14 protein-coding genes are annotated in these 17,116 nt (G+C 70.3%); 9 read left to right on the top strand and 5 right to left on the bottom strand.

Annotated features, from left to right (window positions below; translation table 11 throughout):
• Positions 1 to 42 precede the first annotated feature (42 nt).
• Positions 43 to 417 carry a WhiB family transcriptional regulator gene (locus ACIRP7_RS17875; protein WP_164432724.1) on the bottom strand — a complete coding sequence of 125 codons (375 nt, stop codon included), beginning with the start codon at positions 415 to 417 and terminating at the stop codon, positions 43 to 45.
• A 174-nt stretch (positions 418 to 591) separates the two neighbouring features.
• Positions 592 to 1,323, bottom strand: coding sequence for a DUF1707 domain-containing protein (locus ACIRP7_RS17870; RefSeq protein WP_403659855.1), 732 nt, complete (start codon positions 1,321 to 1,323; stop codon positions 592 to 594).
• Positions 1,324 to 1,500: 177 nt separating this feature from the next.
• Here ACIRP7_RS17870 and ACIRP7_RS17865 point away from each other — a divergent pair, with 177 nt between their 5' ends.
• The 4 genes from ACIRP7_RS17865 (at position 1,501) to ACIRP7_RS17850 (ending at position 8,740) form a co-directional block, all read left to right on the top strand.
• Positions 1,501 to 3,168 carry a fumarate hydratase gene (locus ACIRP7_RS17865; protein ID WP_403659852.1) on the top strand — a complete coding sequence of 556 codons (1,668 nt, stop codon included), beginning with the start codon at positions 1,501 to 1,503 and terminating at the stop codon, positions 3,166 to 3,168.
• A gap of 984 nt (positions 3,169 to 4,152) precedes the next feature.
• Positions 4,153 to 5,556 carry a class II fumarate hydratase gene (locus tag ACIRP7_RS17860; protein WP_403659849.1) on the top strand — a complete coding sequence of 468 codons (1,404 nt, stop codon included), beginning with the start codon at positions 4,153 to 4,155 and terminating at the stop codon, positions 5,554 to 5,556.
• Positions 5,557 to 5,628: 72 nt separating this feature from the next.
• Positions 5,629 to 6,321, top strand: coding sequence for a DUF402 domain-containing protein (locus ACIRP7_RS17855; RefSeq protein WP_403659846.1), 693 nt, complete (start codon positions 5,629 to 5,631; stop codon positions 6,319 to 6,321).
• Between the two features lie 295 nt (positions 6,322 to 6,616).
• Positions 6,617 to 8,740 (top strand): SpoIIE family protein phosphatase, encoded by a 2,124-nt coding sequence (locus ACIRP7_RS17850; RefSeq protein ID WP_403659843.1) that lies wholly within the window; start codon positions 6,617 to 6,619, stop codon positions 8,738 to 8,740.
• A gap of 70 nt (positions 8,741 to 8,810) precedes the next feature.
• Here ACIRP7_RS17850 and ACIRP7_RS17845 read toward each other — a convergent pair whose 3' ends face one another.
• The gene (locus ACIRP7_RS17845; protein WP_403659840.1) at positions 8,811 to 11,162 is read right to left on the bottom strand and encodes a transglycosylase domain-containing protein; all 2,352 of its coding nucleotides are present in this window, start codon (positions 11,160 to 11,162) and stop codon (positions 8,811 to 8,813) included.
• A gap of 229 nt (positions 11,163 to 11,391) precedes the next feature.
• On the opposite strand from ACIRP7_RS17845, the gene ACIRP7_RS17840 reads away from it, so the two are divergent.
• The 5 genes from ACIRP7_RS17840 (at position 11,392) to ACIRP7_RS17820 (ending at position 16,222) form a co-directional block, all read left to right on the top strand.
• Positions 11,392 to 12,309, top strand: coding sequence for an SPFH domain-containing protein (locus tag ACIRP7_RS17840; protein ID WP_389997604.1), 918 nt, complete (start codon positions 11,392 to 11,394; stop codon positions 12,307 to 12,309).
• Positions 12,255 to 12,569 carry a hypothetical protein gene (locus ACIRP7_RS17835; protein ID WP_403659837.1) on the top strand — a complete coding sequence of 105 codons (315 nt, stop codon included), beginning with the start codon at positions 12,255 to 12,257 and terminating at the stop codon, positions 12,567 to 12,569. Before ACIRP7_RS17840 ends, ACIRP7_RS17835 begins: the two co-directional genes overlap by 55 nt.
• 115 nt (positions 12,570 to 12,684) lie before the next feature.
• Complete coding sequence (locus ACIRP7_RS17830; RefSeq protein WP_403659834.1) at positions 12,685 to 13,209, top strand: PadR family transcriptional regulator; 525 nt, start codon at positions 12,685 to 12,687, stop codon at positions 13,207 to 13,209.
• Positions 13,206 to 13,892: an ABC transporter ATP-binding protein gene (locus tag ACIRP7_RS17825; RefSeq protein WP_403659831.1), complete on the top strand. Its 687-nt coding sequence runs from the start codon at positions 13,206 to 13,208 to the stop codon at positions 13,890 to 13,892. The genes ACIRP7_RS17830 and ACIRP7_RS17825 overlap by 4 nt, the downstream gene beginning before the upstream one ends.
• A complete protein-coding gene (locus ACIRP7_RS17820; RefSeq protein WP_403659828.1) occupies positions 13,889 to 16,222 on the top strand; it encodes an ABC transporter permease in 2,334 nt (777 codons plus the stop codon). The genes ACIRP7_RS17825 and ACIRP7_RS17820 overlap by 4 nt, the downstream gene beginning before the upstream one ends.
• 22 nt (positions 16,223 to 16,244) lie before the next feature.
• Here ACIRP7_RS17820 and ACIRP7_RS17815 read toward each other — a convergent pair whose 3' ends face one another.
• Together ACIRP7_RS17815 and ACIRP7_RS17810 are read right to left on the bottom strand one after the other, a co-directional pair.
• Positions 16,245 to 16,673 carry a hypothetical protein gene (locus ACIRP7_RS17815; protein WP_403659825.1) on the bottom strand — a complete coding sequence of 143 codons (429 nt, stop codon included), beginning with the start codon at positions 16,671 to 16,673 and terminating at the stop codon, positions 16,245 to 16,247.
• Between the two features lie 4 nt (positions 16,674 to 16,677).
• Complete coding sequence (locus ACIRP7_RS17810; protein ID WP_403659822.1) at positions 16,678 to 17,076, bottom strand: roadblock/LC7 domain-containing protein; 399 nt, start codon at positions 17,074 to 17,076, stop codon at positions 16,678 to 16,680.
• Positions 17,077 to 17,116: the final 40 nt, after the last annotated feature.

Here is a 17,116-nt window from a genome sequence, read left to right as displayed (position 1 = left end):
AGGCGCCCCCGGTGCGGTGGGGGCGCCTTCTTGCGCGAGTACTCAGCCCGCCTGGGCTATGCGGGCCGCCCTCGCCGCGTTCTTCAGTTCCATGTCGCGGCGACGCCTGCGGGCCAGCACGACCCGGCGTTCCGCTGCGGTGAGGCCGCCCCAGACGCCATAGGGCTCGGGCTGGAGCAGGGCGTGTTCGCGGCACTCGACCATGACCGGACAGCGGGCACAGACGCGCTTTGCGGCCTCCTCGCGGGAAAGCCTGGCGGCGGTGGGTTCCTTGGACGGGGCGAAGAACAGGCCGGCCTCGTCGCGCCGGCACACCGCCTCGGTGTGCCATGGAGCGTCTTGGTCCCTGTCCCGCACTGGCACCCGCTGAGCAGGAACGGCAGCTACCTGCAGGGACGAATGCGGCGGTTGCAGCACGGTCTACTCCTGACGACGGCTTCGCGAGCGAGAGACGATGGAGCAAGCCCTACCCGCTGTACGCGCGCCTATGCACTGAGTCCCGAACCGCTGGATCCCGGGCGGTCGCGTGCGCTTCCGGGAGCCGCCCGCGGACGGATCCTTCCGCCGCGGACACACCCCGATTCACAAGCGTCAACGATCCAGGTGTTTGCGCAAACTCTTGTCGACCTTGCGATCGACCGCGCGCTGAACCCGATCGAGGATGTCCGCGACGAGCTTGCCGCGCTTCGGCTTCGCGTCGACACTGCCGAGGACGGCCCAGCCGTCGACGTACACCACGGGCGCGTCCGGCTCGGCCGAGTCCAGGGTGTCCACCTGGAAGTCACCGAGGACACCGACTCCCGTGCCGCGCAGCGAGATGTTCTCGGGGACCCGCACCTCGACACTGCCGCAGAGCGAGAACGCCTTGATGACGACCTGGCGGTACTCGAAGATCGCCTCGCTGAGGTCTATCTCGACGCTGCCGAAGATCGCGTAGGCGTGGATACGGCGGCCCGCGCGCCAGCGGCCCTTGCGGACGGCGGCGCTGAAGACCGCCACCACGTTGTCGTCCGGGTCCGGGGGAATCGCGTCGGTCGGACGGTTGGGGGCCGGGGACCAAGTGGGGGCGGTACGGCGCCCATGGGCCGCCGGCAGGTCCCGTATGAAGACCTCCAGCTCGCCCACCGTCTTGGCGCTCAGCACCCCCTCGACCCGCTCGGCGTGCTCATCCGCGCTGAGGCGGCCCTCGGCGAGGGCCTCGCGCAGGATGTCGGCGACACGGTCGCGGTCGGCGTCCGAGGCACGCAGGTCGGCCACCGCGGGTGCGGGGCCCGAGGGCGCGGGGCCCGCGTGCCGGGCAAGGTCGGGCTTCTGAAGGTCCACGACAGCAGCGTACCCAAACGCGATAGATCGCGACTAGCCCTGTGGACAACTCTTGGCCTACGGACGGGACCTCACTGAGCCTTACCTCACAAACTTCCGTCCCTGGACAGGTTCTAGGCTGGTGGGGCCCGCCGACGGAGGCGGGTGGTCGACCCGCAGAGTGAGGAATGGGCTGAGATGCCTGAGTTCGCGTACACCGATCTGCTCCCCACGGGAGAGGACACCACCCCCTACCGGCTGGTGACCTCCGAGGGTGTCTCCACCTTCGAGGCCGACGGGCGGACCTTCCTCAAGGTGGAGCCGGAGGCGCTGCGCAAGCTCGCCGCCGAGGCCATCCACGACATCCAGCACTACCTGCGGCCCGCGCACCTCGCCCAGCTGCGGCGGATCATCGACGACCCCGAGGCGTCGAGCAATGACAAGTTCGTGGCGCTGGACCTGCTGAAGAACGCGAACATCGCGGCGGCGGGCGTCCTCCCGATGTGCCAGGACACCGGCACGGCGATCGTCATGGGCAAGCGCGGACAGAACGTCCTCACGGAGGGCGGTGACGAGGCGGCCCTGTCGAAGGGCATCTACGACGCGTACCTGAACCTCAACCTGCGCTACTCGCAGATGGCCCCGCTGACCATGTGGGACGAGAAGAACACCGGCTCCAACCTCCCCGCGCAGATCGAGCTGTACGCCACCGACGGCGGCGCGTACAAGTTCCTCTTCATGGCGAAGGGCGGCGGCTCGGCCAACAAGTCGTTCCTCTACCAGGAGACGAAGGCCGTCCTGAACGAGACCTCCATGATGAAGTTCCTGGAGGAGAAGATCCGTTCGCTCGGTACGGCCGCCTGTCCGCCGTACCACCTGGCGATCGTCGTGGGCGGTACGTCGGCCGAGTACGCGCTGAAGACCGCGAAGTACGCCTCCGCGCACTACCTGGACGAGATCCCGGCCGAGGGCTCCGAGCTGGGCCACGGCTTCCGGGACAAGGAGCTGGAGGAGAAGGTCTTCGAGCTGACGCAGAAGATCGGGATCGGGGCGCAGTTCGGCGGCAAGTACTTCTGCCACGACGTCCGCGTGGTCCGCCTCCCCCGGCACGGCGCCTCCTGCCCGGTCGCCATCGCCGTGTCCTGCTCGGCCGACCGCCAGGCCGTCGCGAAGATCACCGCCGAGGGCGTCTTCCTGGAGCAGTTGGAGACGGACCCGGCGCGGTTCCTGCCGGAGACGACGGACGAGCACCTCGAGTCCGACGGTGACGTCGTCAAGATCGACCTCAACCAGCCGATGGACTCGATCCTCGCCGAGCTGACCAAGTACCCGGTGAAGACGCGTCTCTCGCTCACCGGCCCGCTGGTCGTGGCCCGTGACATCGCGCACGCCAAGATCAAGGAGCGGCTGGACGCGGGTGAGGAGATGCCGCAGTACCTGAAGGACCACCCGGTGTACTACGCGGGTCCGGCGAAGACGCCCGCGGGCTACGCGTCCGGTTCCTTCGGCCCGACGACGGCCGGCCGCATGGACTCCTACGTCGAGCAGTTCCAGGCGGCGGGCGGCTCCAAGGTGATGCTGGCCAAGGGCAACCGCAGCAAGCAGGTCACCGACGCGTGCGGTGCGCACGGCGGCTTCTACCTCGGCTCCATCGGCGGCCCGGCCGCCCGGCTCGCCCAGGACTGCATCAAGAAGGTCGAGGTCGTCGAGTACGAGGAGCTCGGCATGGAGGCGGTCTGGAAGATCGAGGTCGAGGACTTCCCGGCGTTCATCGTGGTCGACGACAAGGGCAACGACTTCTTCCAGGACCCGGCACCCGCACCGACGTTCACGACGATCCCGGTGCGCGGGCCTGGCCTGGCTTAGCGCCTGAGGTGCGGCGGGGGATGGTTTCGCCCCCGCCGCCCCTACCCGTCCCGTCCCCAGGGGCTCCGCCCTTTCGACCCCGTGAGGCTCCGCCCCTGGACCCCGTCGGCCTGACGGCCTCGCCCTCGAACTCCCCCAGAGGGGGCACCCCCAGACGGGCTGATCGGTGCCGTCGGACGAACAAGCCGAACGACTTCTTCCAGGACCCGGCACCCGCACCGACGTTCACGACGATCCCGGTGCGCGGGCCTGGCCTGGCGTAGCGCCCTTCGGCAGCGGCGGGGAGGGTTTTCGCCCCGCCGCCCCTACCCGTCCCGTCCCCAGGGGCTGCCGCCCCTTCGACCCCGCCGGGGGCTCCAGCGGAGCGGCGGGGATGGACGACGCCCCTCGAACCCACCGCGCGTGCGCCCCGGCCTCGGTTCGGTCCAACGGTGCCGCCCCCGACGCCGAACGGGCTGAGAGCCGCGGCGGACGCAGCTCCTGCGGGGCACCAGGGATGGAGTACGCCCCGACGGTCCCACCGACCTGCGCCCCGCCCCGGGCTCGCCCTGCCCTCACACCGCGGGCGGACTGAACGGTCCCGGCGAGCAGGTAAAAGCAACGACCCCTTCCAAAGCCAGGCCAGGCCCGGCCCCTCAGCATCCCCCTGCAAGAGTGCAGCTCCCGCAGGACGCCAGGGATGGATTGCGCCCCCTCCACCCCACCGGACCTGCGCCCCGCCCCGGTTCGGCCTGACAGGGTGGGACTGAACCGTCCCGGCCGGCGGGCAAGAGGAACGGCTCCGCTCAGAGTCCGCCGGACGGCGGGCGTCGGGGACGTGCCGTTGGTGATGGGTCGGTCGGGCGCGGGTAGCCGCTGGGTTCCGGTGGTGTCCGTAGCTCGGTGACACGTCGCGGGTAGGCCTACGGCGGTTTCCGGACCGGTGGGTGCGGCAGGAATAGGTGCCACAGGGGCAGACGCTGACCAAGACGGAGGTGATCGGCAGTGGCCGACGAGCAGCAGGAACAGGCGTTTCGTATCGAGCACGACTCCATGGGCGAGGTCCGGGTCCCGGTGGACGCCAGGTGGCGGGCCCAGACCCAGCGGGCCGTGGAGAACTTCCCGATCTCCGGGCAGCGGATCGAGCGGGCGCACATCGAGGCGCTGGCCCGGATCAAGGGGGCGGCCGCGACGGTGAACGCGCGGCTGAACGTGCTCGACAAGGACATCGCGGAGGCCATCCAGGAGGCGGCCGACGAGGTGGCCCGCGGTGACTGGGACGCGCACTTCCCCGTCGACGTCTTCCAGACCGGGTCCGGCACCTCGTCCAACATGAACACCAACGAGGTCATCGCGACGCTGGCGACCGAGCGGCTCGGCCGTGACGTGCACCCCAACGACCACGTCAACGCCTCCCAGTCGTCCAACGACGTCTTTCCCTCCTCCATCCACATCGCCGCCACCGCAGCCGTCACCCGGGACCTGATCCCCGCGCTCCAGCACCTCGCCGACGCCCTCGCCCGCAAGTCCGAGGAGTTCGCCGACGTCGTGAAGTCCGGGCGGACCCATCTCATGGACGCCACCCCGGTGACGCTGGGTCAGGAGTTCGGCGGGTACGCGGCACAGGTGCGCTACGGGATCGAGCGGCTGCGGGCCTCTCTTCCCCGGCTCGCCGAACTGCCGCTCGGCGGTACCGCCGTCGGCACCGGCATCAACACCCCGCCCGGTTTCTCCGCCGCCGTCATCGAGGAGGTCGCCCGCACCACCGGGCTGCCGCTCACCGAGGCGCGGGACCACTTCGAGGCGCAGGGTGCCCGGGACGGGATCGTCGAGACCAGCGGGCAGCTCAGGACGATCGCGGTCGGCCTGACGAAGATCGCGAACGATCTGCGGTGGATGTCCTCCGGGCCCATGACCGGGCTCGCGGAGATCTCCCTGCCCGACCTCCAGCCCGGTTCGTCGATCATGCCCGGCAAGGTCAACCCCGTGATCCCGGAGGCCGTCCTGATGGTCGCCGCCCAGGTGATCGGCAACGACGCGACCGTCGCGACCGCCGGTGCGGCCGGCAACTTCGAGCTCAACGTCATGCTGCCGGTCATCGCGAAGAACGTCCTGGAGTCGGTCCGGCTGCTCGCCAACGTCTCCCGGCTGCTCGCCGACCGGACCGTCGACGGCATCGTGGCCCACCGCGAACGGGCCCGGAAGTACGCCGAGTCCTCGCCCTCCGTGGTCACCCCGCTCAACAAGTACATCGGGTACGAGGAGGCCGCGAAGGTCGCCAAGAAGGCCCTGGCCGAGCGGAAGACGATCCGGCAGGTCGTGGTGGAGAGCGGGTATGTCGAGCGCGGCGACCTGACGGAGCAGCAGCTCGACGAGGCGCTGGATGTCCTGCGGATGACACGGCCGTAACCTTTCCCGCCGTCGGCGTGAACCGTGACGCGCACCGCAGCGTCGTATGCCTATGGCACCTAATATCTGTGCATGGCAGACGGTGGAGCGGTGAGAGCGGTGGAAGCAGGTACGTCGGCGCATTTCTGGGAGCCCGGGAGTCACATCCTGTGGCGCTACCGGGAGAACGCGGGCGCGCACTTCCACATCGTCCGCCCGGTCACCGTCGTACGCGACGACGAGGACCTGCTCGCCGTGTGGCTGGCGCCGGGCACCGAGTGTGTGCGGCCGGTGCTGGCCGACGGGACGCCGGTGCACGCCGAGCCGCTGGAGTCCCGTTACACCAAGCCGCGTGCCGTGCAGCGGGACCGCTGGTTCGGCACCGGGGTGCTGAAGCTGGCGCGGCCGGGGCTGCCGTGGTCGGTGTGGCTGTTCTGGGAGCCGGGCTGGCGGTTCAAGAACTGGTACGTGAACCTCGAGGAGCCGCTGGCGCGCTGGGCCGGGGGTGTGGATTCCGAGGACCACTTCCTGGACATCACCGTGGATCCGGACCGCAGTTGGCAGTGGCGGGACGAGGACGAGTTCGCGCAGGCCCAGCGGGACGGGCTGATGGGCCCGGACCTGGCCGAACAGGTCAGGTCGGCGGGGCGCTCCGCGGTGGAGGTGATCCGCGCCTGGGGCCCGCCGTTCTCGGACGGCTGGCCCGACTGGCGGCCCGATCCGTCCTGGACTGTCCCGCTCCTTCCGGAAGACTGGGACCGTACTCCCGCGCACTTGTCCTCATGAGACCCTTGATGCGCCCCCGGGCTGCAAACGTAGGATCGTCCTCCGCAAGAGTGCGCAGTGGCAACTACCGGAGCGGGCACTGGGCTTGACCGATCGTCACCGAGGGGCGGCAGGACGTGAGCGTGGGGTACGAGGGCAACACCGGTACGGGCCTCGGAAGGTTGACCAAAAACGCAGGAACAGCCCCTGACCACGCGGGAATTCCGTTCCTGGGACACGTATTCCGGGTATCGGGATTTCGGCGGGACCCACTGCGCGTACGGCGCGCAGCCCCGGACGGACGGATTCGACACGCGTGACGGAGCACCCGACCTCCTTCGAACGCCCCCAGCCGGGCGTCGACCCCACGGACCCCCGCGGGGCGCTCCTGCGTTCCCCGGCGCCACCGCCCGCCCAGGGCGTCGAGGCGCCGACCGTTTTACCGGTCCAGGCGCGCTCCGGTGACTCCGCTCCGGAGGCGGCACCCGTCGTCCAGGCCGGCAGCGGCACGACCGGCAGGACCGGCAACCACAAGGACATGGGCATGAACCCGGCCGGTACCGGCCCCGAGCACTCCCAGCCGGCCGCCGCGGAGCCGGACACGCACCGCCCGCGGCCCGCCCCGGAGGGGGTGCCGGTCCAGCCGGGCGGTGGGGACGAGCGGCCGCTCCCGAGCGGTGACGAACGCCGTACCGGGCAGGGGCTGGCCCCGGGCCGACCCACGCCCATGCGGCGTGACGGCGACCGGCTGCGCTTCGTGGGCGCGGCGACCCGCCGGATCGCGCGCGGCATCGACCTGGACGAGATCGTGATGGGTCTGTGCCGGGCGACCGTGCCGACCTTCTCGGACGCGATCCTCGTCTATCTGCGCGATCCGCTGCCCGTCGGTGACGAGCGGCCCACCGGCCCCCTCGTGCTGCGGCTGCGGCGCAGCGACCGCATCCCGCAGCAGGAGCGGGACCTGGAGGACGGCATCCTGCCGGTGCCGGTGCCGGAGAATCCGACCGAGCTGGACGCGCTCGGCACCGAACTGTGCGAGGTGCAGCCGGGCAGCGCGCTCGCCGAGGTGCTGCGCGGGGTGCGGCCGGTCTTCACGGACACCCCCGCGGCCCATGCGGCGCTGCCGGAACTGCTCGGCGAGGGCTGCGAGTTCGCCGTACCGACCGGTCGGCGGGCGATTCTCGCCCCGCTGCGCGGCCGGCGGCGGGTCATCGGCGCCGCCCTGTTCCTGCGCCGCCCCGACCGCATCCCCTTCGACCCGGACGACCTGCTCGTCGCCGCCCAGCTGGCCACGCACAGTGCGCTGGGCATCGACAAGGCGGTCCTGTACGGCCGTGAGGCGTACATCGCCGACGAGCTGCAGCGCACCATGCTGCCCGAGACGCTCCCGCGGCCGACCGGCGTACGGCTGGCCTCGCGCTATCTGCCGGCCGCCGAGACGGCCCGGGTGGGCGGTGACTGGTACGACGCGATCCCGCTGCCCGGCAGCCGGGTCGCGCTGGTCGTGGGTGACGTGATGGGGCACTCCATGACGTCCGCGGCGATCATGGGCCAGCTGCGGACGACCGCGCAGACGCTCGCCGGGCTCGACCTGCCCCCGCAGGAGGTGCTGCACCACCTCGACGAGCAGGCCCAGCGGCTCGGCACGGACCGCATGGCGACCTGCCTCTATGCCGTGTACGACCCGGTGTCGCACCGGATCACCATCGCCAACGCCGGTCATCCGCCGCCGGTGCTGCTGCATCTGGGCGGCCGGGCCGAGGTGCTCCGGGTGCCGCCGGGCGCGCCGATCGGTGTCGGGGGCGTGGACTTCGAGGCCGTGGAGCTGGACGCGCCGGCCGGGGCGACGCTGCTGCTGTACACCGACGGGCTCGTCGAGTCCCGGCTGCGGGACGTGTGGACCGGGATAGAGCAGCTGCGCGAGAAGCTCGCCGCCACCGCGCAGCTCACCGGGCCGGATCATCCGCCGCCGCTGGAGGCGCTGTGCGACGAGGTGCTGGACATGCTCGGTCCCGGCGACCGGGACGACGACATCGCGCTGCTCGCGGCCCGCTTCGACGGGATCGCGCCCAGTGACGTGGCGTACTGGTTCCTGGAGCCGGAGGACGCGGCGCCGGGCCGTGCGCGGCGGCTCGCGCGGCGGGCGCTGTCCCGCTGGGGCATGGAGGACATGACCGACTCCGTCGAGCTGCTGGTCAGTGAGGTCGTGACCAACGCGGTCCGGTACGCGACCCGGCCGGTGACGCTTCGGTTGCTCCGCACGGATGTGCTGCGGTGCGAGGTCGGGGACGACGTGCCGCAACTGCCGCGGCTGCGGCAGGCGCGGGCCACCGACGAGGGCGGCCGGGGCCTGTACCTCGTCAACCGGCTGGCCCGGCGGTGGGGAGCGACCCGGCTCAGCACCGGCAAGGTGGTGTGGTTCGAGCTCAACCGGAACTAGCTCGAAGGCGAACCTCGAAGACGAACAGGGGGCGCCCGGCAGAAGCCGGGCGCCCCCTGTTGCTGTGTCGCTATTGGTTGCCGTTCGGGTCGAACGGATTCGCCGGTGAGGTCGTTATCCCGGCCGGACTGCTCTGCTCGCCGGTCGGCGCACTCTGCGACGGGGTCTCGGACGGCGTCTCGGAGGGGGTCTCCGAGGGCGTCTCCGAGGGTGTCTCCGACGGCTTCTCCGTGGTCGGGGTCGACGACGGGGTCTCGGACGACCTGCTCGCCGTGGGACTCGGGGTCCACGTCGGCTGGACCGCGGCGCCCTGGTCGGTGTCGAGGTCGAACTTGGTGTTCTCGGCCGCGACGCCGAAGGTGTACGCCGCCCAGATCTGCGCCGGGAAGCCACCGCCGTTGACGCGGGGGAGGCCGGCGGTCTTGTACATCTTGGTCTGGGCGCCGGTCTTGGCGTCCTCGCCGAACAGGGCGACCGAGGTGACCAGGTCCGGGGTGAAGCCGTTGAACCAGGCCGAGAGGTTGTCGTCGGAGGTGCCCGTCTTGCCGGCGACCTTACGGCCGTTGCGGGCCGGGTTCTCCGCCACGGACACCTTCGCCGTACCGTCGGCGACCACGCCGGTCAGTACCGAGGTCACCGTGTCGGCGGCCTTCCGGCTGATGACCTGCTCGCCGATCGGGTCCGGCAGCCGGGTCTCGGTGCCGCCCTGCTCGGCCGACTTGATGATGGTCGGCGTGACCTGCTTGCCGTGGTTGTCGAGCGTGGCGTAGACGGCGGCCATCTGGATCGGGCTCGCACCCATGGTGCCCAGGGTGTAGGCGGGCAGCGGCCTCAGCTTGCCGGTGTCCATGCCGAGATCGGTGGCCGTCTTCAGCACCTTGTCCATGCCGACGTCGACGCCCATCTGCGCGAAGACGGAGTTGATGGACTGGTTCATCGCCGTCTGGACGGTGACCTGCTTGCCGTAACTGTGGTTGTCCTCGTTCTCGGGGGCGAATCCGACCTTGTCGCCGTTGCTGTCGACGACCTGGCGCTTGCTGGTGCCGTCGTAGATCGTGTTCGCGCCGATCGCCTTGCCGCCCTGTGTCTCGGAGGCGTTCTCCAGAGCGGCGGCGAGGATGACCGGCTTGAAGGTCGACGCGGGCTGGTAGTCGGTGCGGTTGGCGTTGCTGATGAAGTGCTTGGTGTAGTCCTGGCCGCCGTACAGGGCGACGATCTTCCCCGTCCTGGGGTCGACGGAGACGGCGCCGGCCTGGACGTTCTTGTCGACCGACCGCTTCTTCGGGTCCAGCTTGCTGATCAGCTGGCTCTTGACGGACTTCTCCAGCTGGGCCTGCTTCTTCTTGTCGATGTTCAGCGTGATGGTCCAGCCCGAGTTCTCGACCCGGGCCTCCGCCTCGTCCTGGGTGATGCCCTGCGTCTTGACCAGCTGCTTCTCCAGCTGCTGGTTGGCGAGCTTGACCAGGTAGCCCTTCTGGCCCTCGAGACCGGGAGCGGCCTTCGGAGGCTTCGGCACCGGGAACGTCATGGCGTCGCGCTCGGTCTTCTTCAGCCAGCCCTGCTCGACCATGTTGTCCAGGACGTAGTTCCAGCGGGCCGTCACCAGTTTCTTGCCGGTGTCGCTGGCGACCGCCCAGTCGTACTGGCTCGGGGCCTGGAGCAGCGCGGCGAGGTACGCGCCCTGTTCGACGCTGAGCTTCTTGGCGTCGACGCGGTAGTAGTCCTGGGCGGCGGCCTGGATGCCGTAGGAGCCGCGACCGTAGTAGCTGGTGTTGATGTAGCCCGCGAGGATCTTGTCCTTGGACGTCGTGCGGTCCACCTTCAACGAGATGACCAGTTCCTTCAGCTTGCGCGTGACGGTCTGGTCCTGGTCGAGGTAGTAGTTCTTGACGTACTGCTGGGTGATCGTCGAGCCACCCTGCTTGCCCTTGCCGGAGAGCGTGTTGAGCAGACCGCGGGCGGTGCCTCTGAGGTCGACGCCGGAGTCCGTGTAGAAGGTCTTGTTCTCGGCGGCCACGAAGGTGCGCTGGACGGGCTTGGGCACCTCCGAGAGGTCCACGATCTCGCGGTTCCTGTCGCCGACGCGGGCCATGACCGAGCCGTCGCTGTACTCGTAGATGTTGCTCTGCTTCTGCGCGTCCGCGTTGCCCTTGGGCACGGAGATCATCATGTACATCACGATGAAGGCGCCGATGCCGAGCAGGCAGAAGCCGAGGAAGGTGCCGAGGATCTTCTTCCAGGTGAAGAGCCGGCGTATGCCGCTCTTACCTTTTTTCGCGCCCTTCTTCCCCTGCGCCGCTCTGCGCGCCGCGGCCCTGCCGCCGGTCACGATGCCGTCGCTCGGCGTCCCGGACGAGCGCGTGGGCGGCGCCGCGCGGCGGCCACCGCGCTGACGTGCTCTTCTCTCTTCCGCTCGTCCCATGGGTCGACTCGCTCCGCTTCCTCATCGGCGGCCACACCGGTTCGTGGCTCAGGTCAGCTCAGAAAGCTAACACCGGTCTATATGACACAGCGCCTTCGATCGGGTCCCGGGCGGGCGTGAGAATCAGCACCCTCCTCCTCGGAACCAGACCTTCGAGAGGGTGTCAAGGTTGCCAGGACGGGGTAAAGTGCTATCACTTTGATAGAACCGAGCTAGACGGGGGACCACTATGTCCGCGCAAGACTCCGCACCCATCGCCGACACACCCGACATGCCCGCCCCACGCGTACGCGAGGTGGCCGCGCACAGCATCGGCGGCGCGCTCGTGCTGCTGCTGGGCCTGGCCGGGCTGCTGATCGCCGTCTTCCTGTTCGCCGCGAGCGGGGAGAGCCCCGGCTTCGCCGTCGGCGGGGTCCTCGTGCTGATCGCCGCGCTCATCTCGCTGCGCGGCCTGAACACGGTGGCGCCGGGCGAGGCCCGGGTCGTCCAGCTCTTCGGGCGCTACAAGGGCACCATTCGTCAGGACGGCCTGCGCTGGGTGAACCCCTTCACCTCCCGGACCAAGGTCTCCACCCGGGTCCGCAACCACGAGACCGCCGTCCTCAAGGTCAACGACGCCTACGGCAACCCGATCGAGCTGGCCGCGGTCGTGGTGTGGAAGGTCGAGGACACCGCGCAGGCCACCTTCGAGGTCGACAACTTCGTGAAGTTCGTCGCCACCCAGACCGAGACGGCCGTACGGCACATCGCCATCGAGTACCCCTACGACGCCCACGAGGAGGACGGGCTCTCGCTGCGCGGCAACGCCGACGAGATCACCCAGAAGCTCGCCACCGAGCTGCACGCGCGCGTGGAGTCGGCCGGCGTGCAGATCATCGAGTCCCGCTTCACCCACCTCGCCTATGCGCCGGAGATCGCCTCGGCGATGCTCCAGCGGCAGCAGGCCGGCGCGGTCGTCGCGGCCCGGCGGCAGATCGTGGAGGGCGCGGTCGGCATGGTCGAGGAGGCGCTCGCCCGGATCACCGAGCGGGACATCGTGGAGCTGGACGAGGAGCGCAAGGCGGCGATGGTGTCCAACCTGATGGTGGTGCTGTGCGGCGACCGCGCCCCGCAGCCGGTCCTCAACACCGGGACGCTCTACCAGTGACGGCACCTTTCGAGGGGGACTCCCCCGAGCGGCGGCCTCAGCAGCGCAAGCAGGTGCTGCTGAGGCTGGACCCGCTGGTGTACGAGGCGCTGGCGCGCTGGGCCGGGGACGAACTGCGGTCGGCGAACGCACAGATCGAGTTCCTGCTGCGCAGGGCTCTGAAGGAGGCCGGCCGCCTGCCCGGGGACGCCGGCCCGCTGCCGCGCCGGGGGCGGCCCCCCAAGGACACCCGGGACGCCCGGGACACCCAGGGCCCTTGAGCGCGTGTAGCAGAACCGTGACAATCGGCCCTCACCTGCGGCTCCACACACCCCGGACGCGACTGCACACCGCGCGTATACACGGGGGGTATACACCGCATGTACAGTCCTCCTCATGTCCATCGGTCACACCCTCCTAGGGCTCCTGGAGTCCGGGCCCCGCCACGGTTACGACCTCAAGCGGGCCTTCGACGAGAAGTTCGGTCACGACCGGCCGCTGCACTACGGCCAGGTCTACTCGACGATGTCGCGGCTGCTGAAGAACGGCCTCGTCGAGGTCGACGGGGTCGAGCCCGGCGACGGCCCCGAGCGCAAGCGGTACGCCATCACGGACGCCGGGGTCACCGACGTACAGCGGTGGCTCGCCACGCCCGAGAAGCCCGAGCCGTATCTCCAGTCCACGCTGTACACCAAGGTCGTCCTCGCGCTGCTCACGCACCGGGACGCCGGAGACATCCTCGACAACCAGCGCGCCGAGCATCTGCGGATGATGCGCATCCTCACCGACCGCAAGCGCAAGGGCGACCTCGCCGACCAGCTGATCTGCGACCACGCCCTGTTCCATCTCGAGGCCGACCTGCGCTGGCTGGAGCTGACCGCCGCGCGTCTCGACAAGCTCGCGGAGGTGGTGGTCAAGTGACCCCGGCCGGTTCCCTGCTCGTCGCAGACGAGCTGCACAAGACCTACGGTCCGACCGTCGCGCTCGACGGCGCCCAGTTCTCCATCCACCCCGGCGAGGTCGTCGCCGTCATGGGCCCCTCCGGGTCCGGCAAGTCGACCCTGCTGCACTGTCTCGCCGGGATCGTCACGCCCGACTCGGGCTCGATCATGTACAACGGCCGCGAGATGGCGACGATGAACGACGCCGAGCGCAGCGCTCTGCGGCGCTCCGAGTTCGGGTTCGTCTTCCAGTTCGGGCAGCTCGTCCCCGAGCTGACCTGCGTGGAGAACGTGGCGCTGCCGCTGCGGCTGAACGGCACCTCCCGCAAGGAGGCCGAGAAGGCGGCCCTGGGCTGGATGGAGCGCCTGGAGGTCGACGACCTGAGGAAGAAGCGGCCCGGTGAGGTCTCCGGCGGTCAGGGGCAACGCGTGGCCGTGGCCCGGTCCCTGGTGACCAACCCGCGCGTGCTGTTCGCGGACGAGCCGACCGGCGCCCTCGACTCACTCAACGGGGAGCGGGTCATGGAGCTGCTCACCGAGGCCGCCCGCTCCACCAACGCGGCCGTCGTCCTCGTCACGCACGAGGCACGGGTGGCCGCCTACTCCGACCGCGAGATCGTCGTACGGGACGGGAAGTCCCGGGACATGGAGCGGGTCGTATGAGCGTGAGGCAGTGGTGGAGAGACCTCTCCATGGGGGTTCGGTTCGCCTTCGCGGGCGGGCGCGAGGGGTGGGTCCGGGCGCTGCTGACCGCGGTCGGGGTCGGGCTCGGGGTGGCGTTGCTGCTGCTGACGACCGCGCTGCCGAACGCGCTCGCCGTGCGGCACGAGCGGGGCGACGCCCGCGCGGACACCAACTACGGGCAACACCTGAAGAAGGCCGACAACACCCTGCTGTCGGGGAACGCGTCGACCACCTTCCGGGACACGGACATCCGCGGCCGGGACCTGGAGCCCGAGGGGCCGAAGGCGCCCCTGCCGCCCGGGGTCGCGAAGTTCCCCGCGGTCGGCGAGATGGTCGTCTCCCCCGCGCTGAAGAAACTGCTGGAATCCGAGGACGGCAAGCTGTTGCGGGAGCGGCTGCCGAACCGGATCGCCGGGACGATCGCCGAGAGCGGGCTGATCGGCTCCCACGAACTCGCCTTCTACCGCGGGGCCGAGGGGCTCGCCGCCCAGGGCCTCAACAGCCCCGGGGTCACCCGGATCGACAAGTACGGCAACCCGTACCCGACCGACTCGAACTCCGACCCGGTGCTGGTGCTGCTGGTCCTCGTCGTCTTCGTGGTGCTGCTGATGCCGGTCGCCGTGTTCATCACCGCGGCCGTGCGCTTCGGCGGCGAGCGGCGCGACCGGCGGCTCGCGGCCCTGCGGCTGGTGGGCGCCGACGGCCGCTCGACCCGGCGGATCGCCGCCGGCGAGGCGCTGGCCGGCGCGGTGCTCGGACTCGTCCTCGGCACCGGGTTCTTCCTGATCGGCCGTGAAGTGGCGGGCTCCGTCGAGGTGTTCGGGCAGAGCGTGTTCCCGAGCTACCTCAACCCCTCGCCGATGCTGGCCCTGTTGATCGCGGTCGCGGTGCCCGCGGCGGCCGTCCTCGTGACGCTGCTCGCCCTGCGCGGCGTGGTGATCGAGCCGCTCGGCGTGGTGCGTACGGCGAAGCCCGCGCGGCGCCGGCTGTGGTGGCGGCTGCTGGTGCCGCTGGCCGGACTCGCGATGCTCTACCCGATGGTCGGGAAGGGCCGCGACGGCGGCGACTTCAACCAGTACCTCGTCACCGGCGGCGTCGTCCTGCTCCTTGTCGGCGTGACCGCGCTGCTGCCGTGGATCGTCGAGGCGGTCGTGGCCCGGCTGGGCGCGGGCGCGGTGTCCTGGCAACTTGCCGTGCGCAGGCTCCAGTTGAGCAGCGGCACGGCCGCCCGGATGGTCAACGGGATCGCGGTCGCGGTGGCCGGGGCGATCGCCCTGCAGATGCTGTTCGCCGGCACCGACAGCGAGTACACGAAGGACACCACCTACGACATCTCGCGGGCGCAGATGCAGGTGCAGGTCCCGGAAGGGGGCAAGCTCGACGCGGTCGCGAAGGAACTCGCCGCGACCAAGGGCGTCCAGCATGCCTATGCCTTCGAGGAGGGCTACGTGGCCGACGGGCGGGGCGACCGGGCGCGCTGGACCCGGGCGACCGTCGCCGGCTGCGCGACCCTGCGCGAGGTGGCCGCGCTGCCCTCCTGCCACGAGGGTGACACCTTCGCCGTACGGGGCGGCGATCCCGAGGCCGAGGCCGGGGCCGCGCCGCTCAAGCCCGGGGGGAAGGTCTACTTCGAGACCACCGACGACCCGGAGAAGAGCAAGCTGGTGGCCTGGACCGTGCCGAAGGGCATCAAGCAGGCCCGGTCCGTCGCGGATCCGACGGGCTACAAGCGCGGGGGCATCCTGATCACCCCGAGCGCGGTGGGCTCGACGGTCGTGCCGGGACTGAGCGGAGAGGTCTATGTGCGGCTCGACGAGTCGCTGCCGGACGCCCGCGAGTACGTACGCAACACCGCGGCCCGCATCAACCCGCACGAAGAGCCGATGACCTGGGTCTCCAGCGAGCGCAACGACCGCTACGACACCATCCGCACCGGCCTGTTCGTGGGCGCCGCCTGTGTCCTGGCGCTGATCGGGGCGAGCCTGCTGGTCTCCCAGCTGGAGCAGTTGCGGGAGCGCAAGAAGCTGCTGTCGGCGCTGATCGCCTTCGGCACCCGGCGGCGCACCCTGAGTCTGTCGGTGCTGTGGCAGACGGCGATCCCGATCTCGCTGGGGCTGCTGCTGGCCTCGGTGGTGGGGCTGACGCTGGGCGCGGTCCTGCTGAAGATGACGGGCACGGCGGTCCGCGTGGACTGGCCGAGTGTGCTGTCGATGACCGGTGTGGGTGCCGGGGTCGTCTTCGTGGTGACGCTGCTGAGTCTGCCGCCGCTGCTGAGGCTGATGCGGCCGGACGGGCTGCGGACGGAGTAGCCGCCCGCAGCCGGGTGTCCGCTCAGAGGCTGTACTCCTTCACCACCCGCCGGACCTGGGCGAACAGCATGCCGACGTTGACCGACTTGCGGCAGACCACGACGGCCACGACGTCCTGCTGTTCGACCAGCCGCACGAACAGGTGCGTGAGGTTCTCGCTGTTGACGAGGATCTCCTGGAAGAAGTGGCTGTCGCTGCTGACCCCGCGGCGCTCCTTGAAGACGTCCTCGATCATCACGACCGTACGGCCCTGGAACAGGTCGAGCGTCGCACCCGCCAGGAGGTCCAGTACCTCCGGCGGGTGGCTCTCGACGGTCTCGTACGACAGCAGCATGCCGGTGGACATGTCGACCACACCGGACGCGACGCAGTCGGGGGCATCGGTGCGAAGGGACTTGACCAGGCCCATCACCTGGTCGGAGAAACCTGGGGTCATACGCTTCGTCGCCATCCCTTCAGACTCCCTCTGGTGCTTTCCCGGACGCCTTGTCGGTGAGGATCGAGCCGATCCGGTTCAGGGTCGGCTGGGTCGCCCGGTGCAGGTGGTCCACGTCCAGGCCCTCGTCGCCGAGCACGACCATCAGGGCGGTCTCCCCGACGGCGTAGAAGGCGGCGCAGCCGTGGCTGCCGTACGTCACCGTCCGGCGCAGCGTGCCGCGGGCGGTCGCCCCGGCGGTGCGCCGGGCGAGGCCGAGACCGGCCGCCGCGAGCGCGGCGAGGCCCTCCGGGTCGATCGAGTCGGCGGTGTCCGCGGCGATGAGCAGCCCGTCCGCGGCGGCCAGCGCGGTGTCCGTGATTCCGGTGACCTGTTCGCGCAGACCGCGCATTTCGAGCGCCAGCGCTTGGTGATCCATATGAATTCCACTCCCCTAATTCTGTTCGCGTCTGATCGGC

Origin of the sequence: Streptomyces sp. NPDC102270 (assembly GCF_044766405.1) — a bacterium.
In the GTDB taxonomy this organism is placed as follows: domain Bacteria; phylum Actinomycetota; class Actinomycetes; order Streptomycetales; family Streptomycetaceae; genus Streptomyces.
Note: the sequence above shows the minus strand (reverse complement) of the source record. Positions and strands in the feature narration are given on the sequence as shown.

What these genes read in the sequence shown, in the direction of transcription:
- ACIRP7_RS17865 (WP_403659852.1), top strand. Translation starts at nt 1,501, where the DNA reads ATGCCTGAGTTCGCGTACACCGATCTGCTCCCCACGGGAGAGGACACC.
- ACIRP7_RS17855 (WP_403659846.1), top strand. Translation starts at nt 5,629, where the DNA reads ATGGCAGACGGTGGAGCGGTGAGAGCGGTGGAAGCAGGTACGTCGGCG.
- ACIRP7_RS17845 (WP_403659840.1), bottom strand. Translation starts at nt 11,162, where the DNA reads ATGGGACGAGCGGAAGAGAGAAGAGCACGTCAGCGCGGTGGCCGCCGC.
- ACIRP7_RS17840 (WP_389997604.1), top strand. Translation starts at nt 11,392, where the DNA reads ATGTCCGCGCAAGACTCCGCACCCATCGCCGACACACCCGACATGCCC.
- ACIRP7_RS17830 (WP_403659834.1), top strand. Translation starts at nt 12,685, where the DNA reads ATGTCCATCGGTCACACCCTCCTAGGGCTCCTGGAGTCCGGGCCCCGC.
- ACIRP7_RS17820 (WP_403659828.1), top strand. Translation starts at nt 13,889, where the DNA reads ATGAGCGTGAGGCAGTGGTGGAGAGACCTCTCCATGGGGGTTCGGTTC.
- ACIRP7_RS17815 (WP_403659825.1), bottom strand. Translation starts at nt 16,673, where the DNA reads ATGGCGACGAAGCGTATGACCCCAGGTTTCTCCGACCAGGTGATGGGC.
- ACIRP7_RS17810 (WP_403659822.1), bottom strand. Translation starts at nt 17,076, where the DNA reads ATGGATCACCAAGCGCTGGCGCTCGAAATGCGCGGTCTGCGCGAACAG.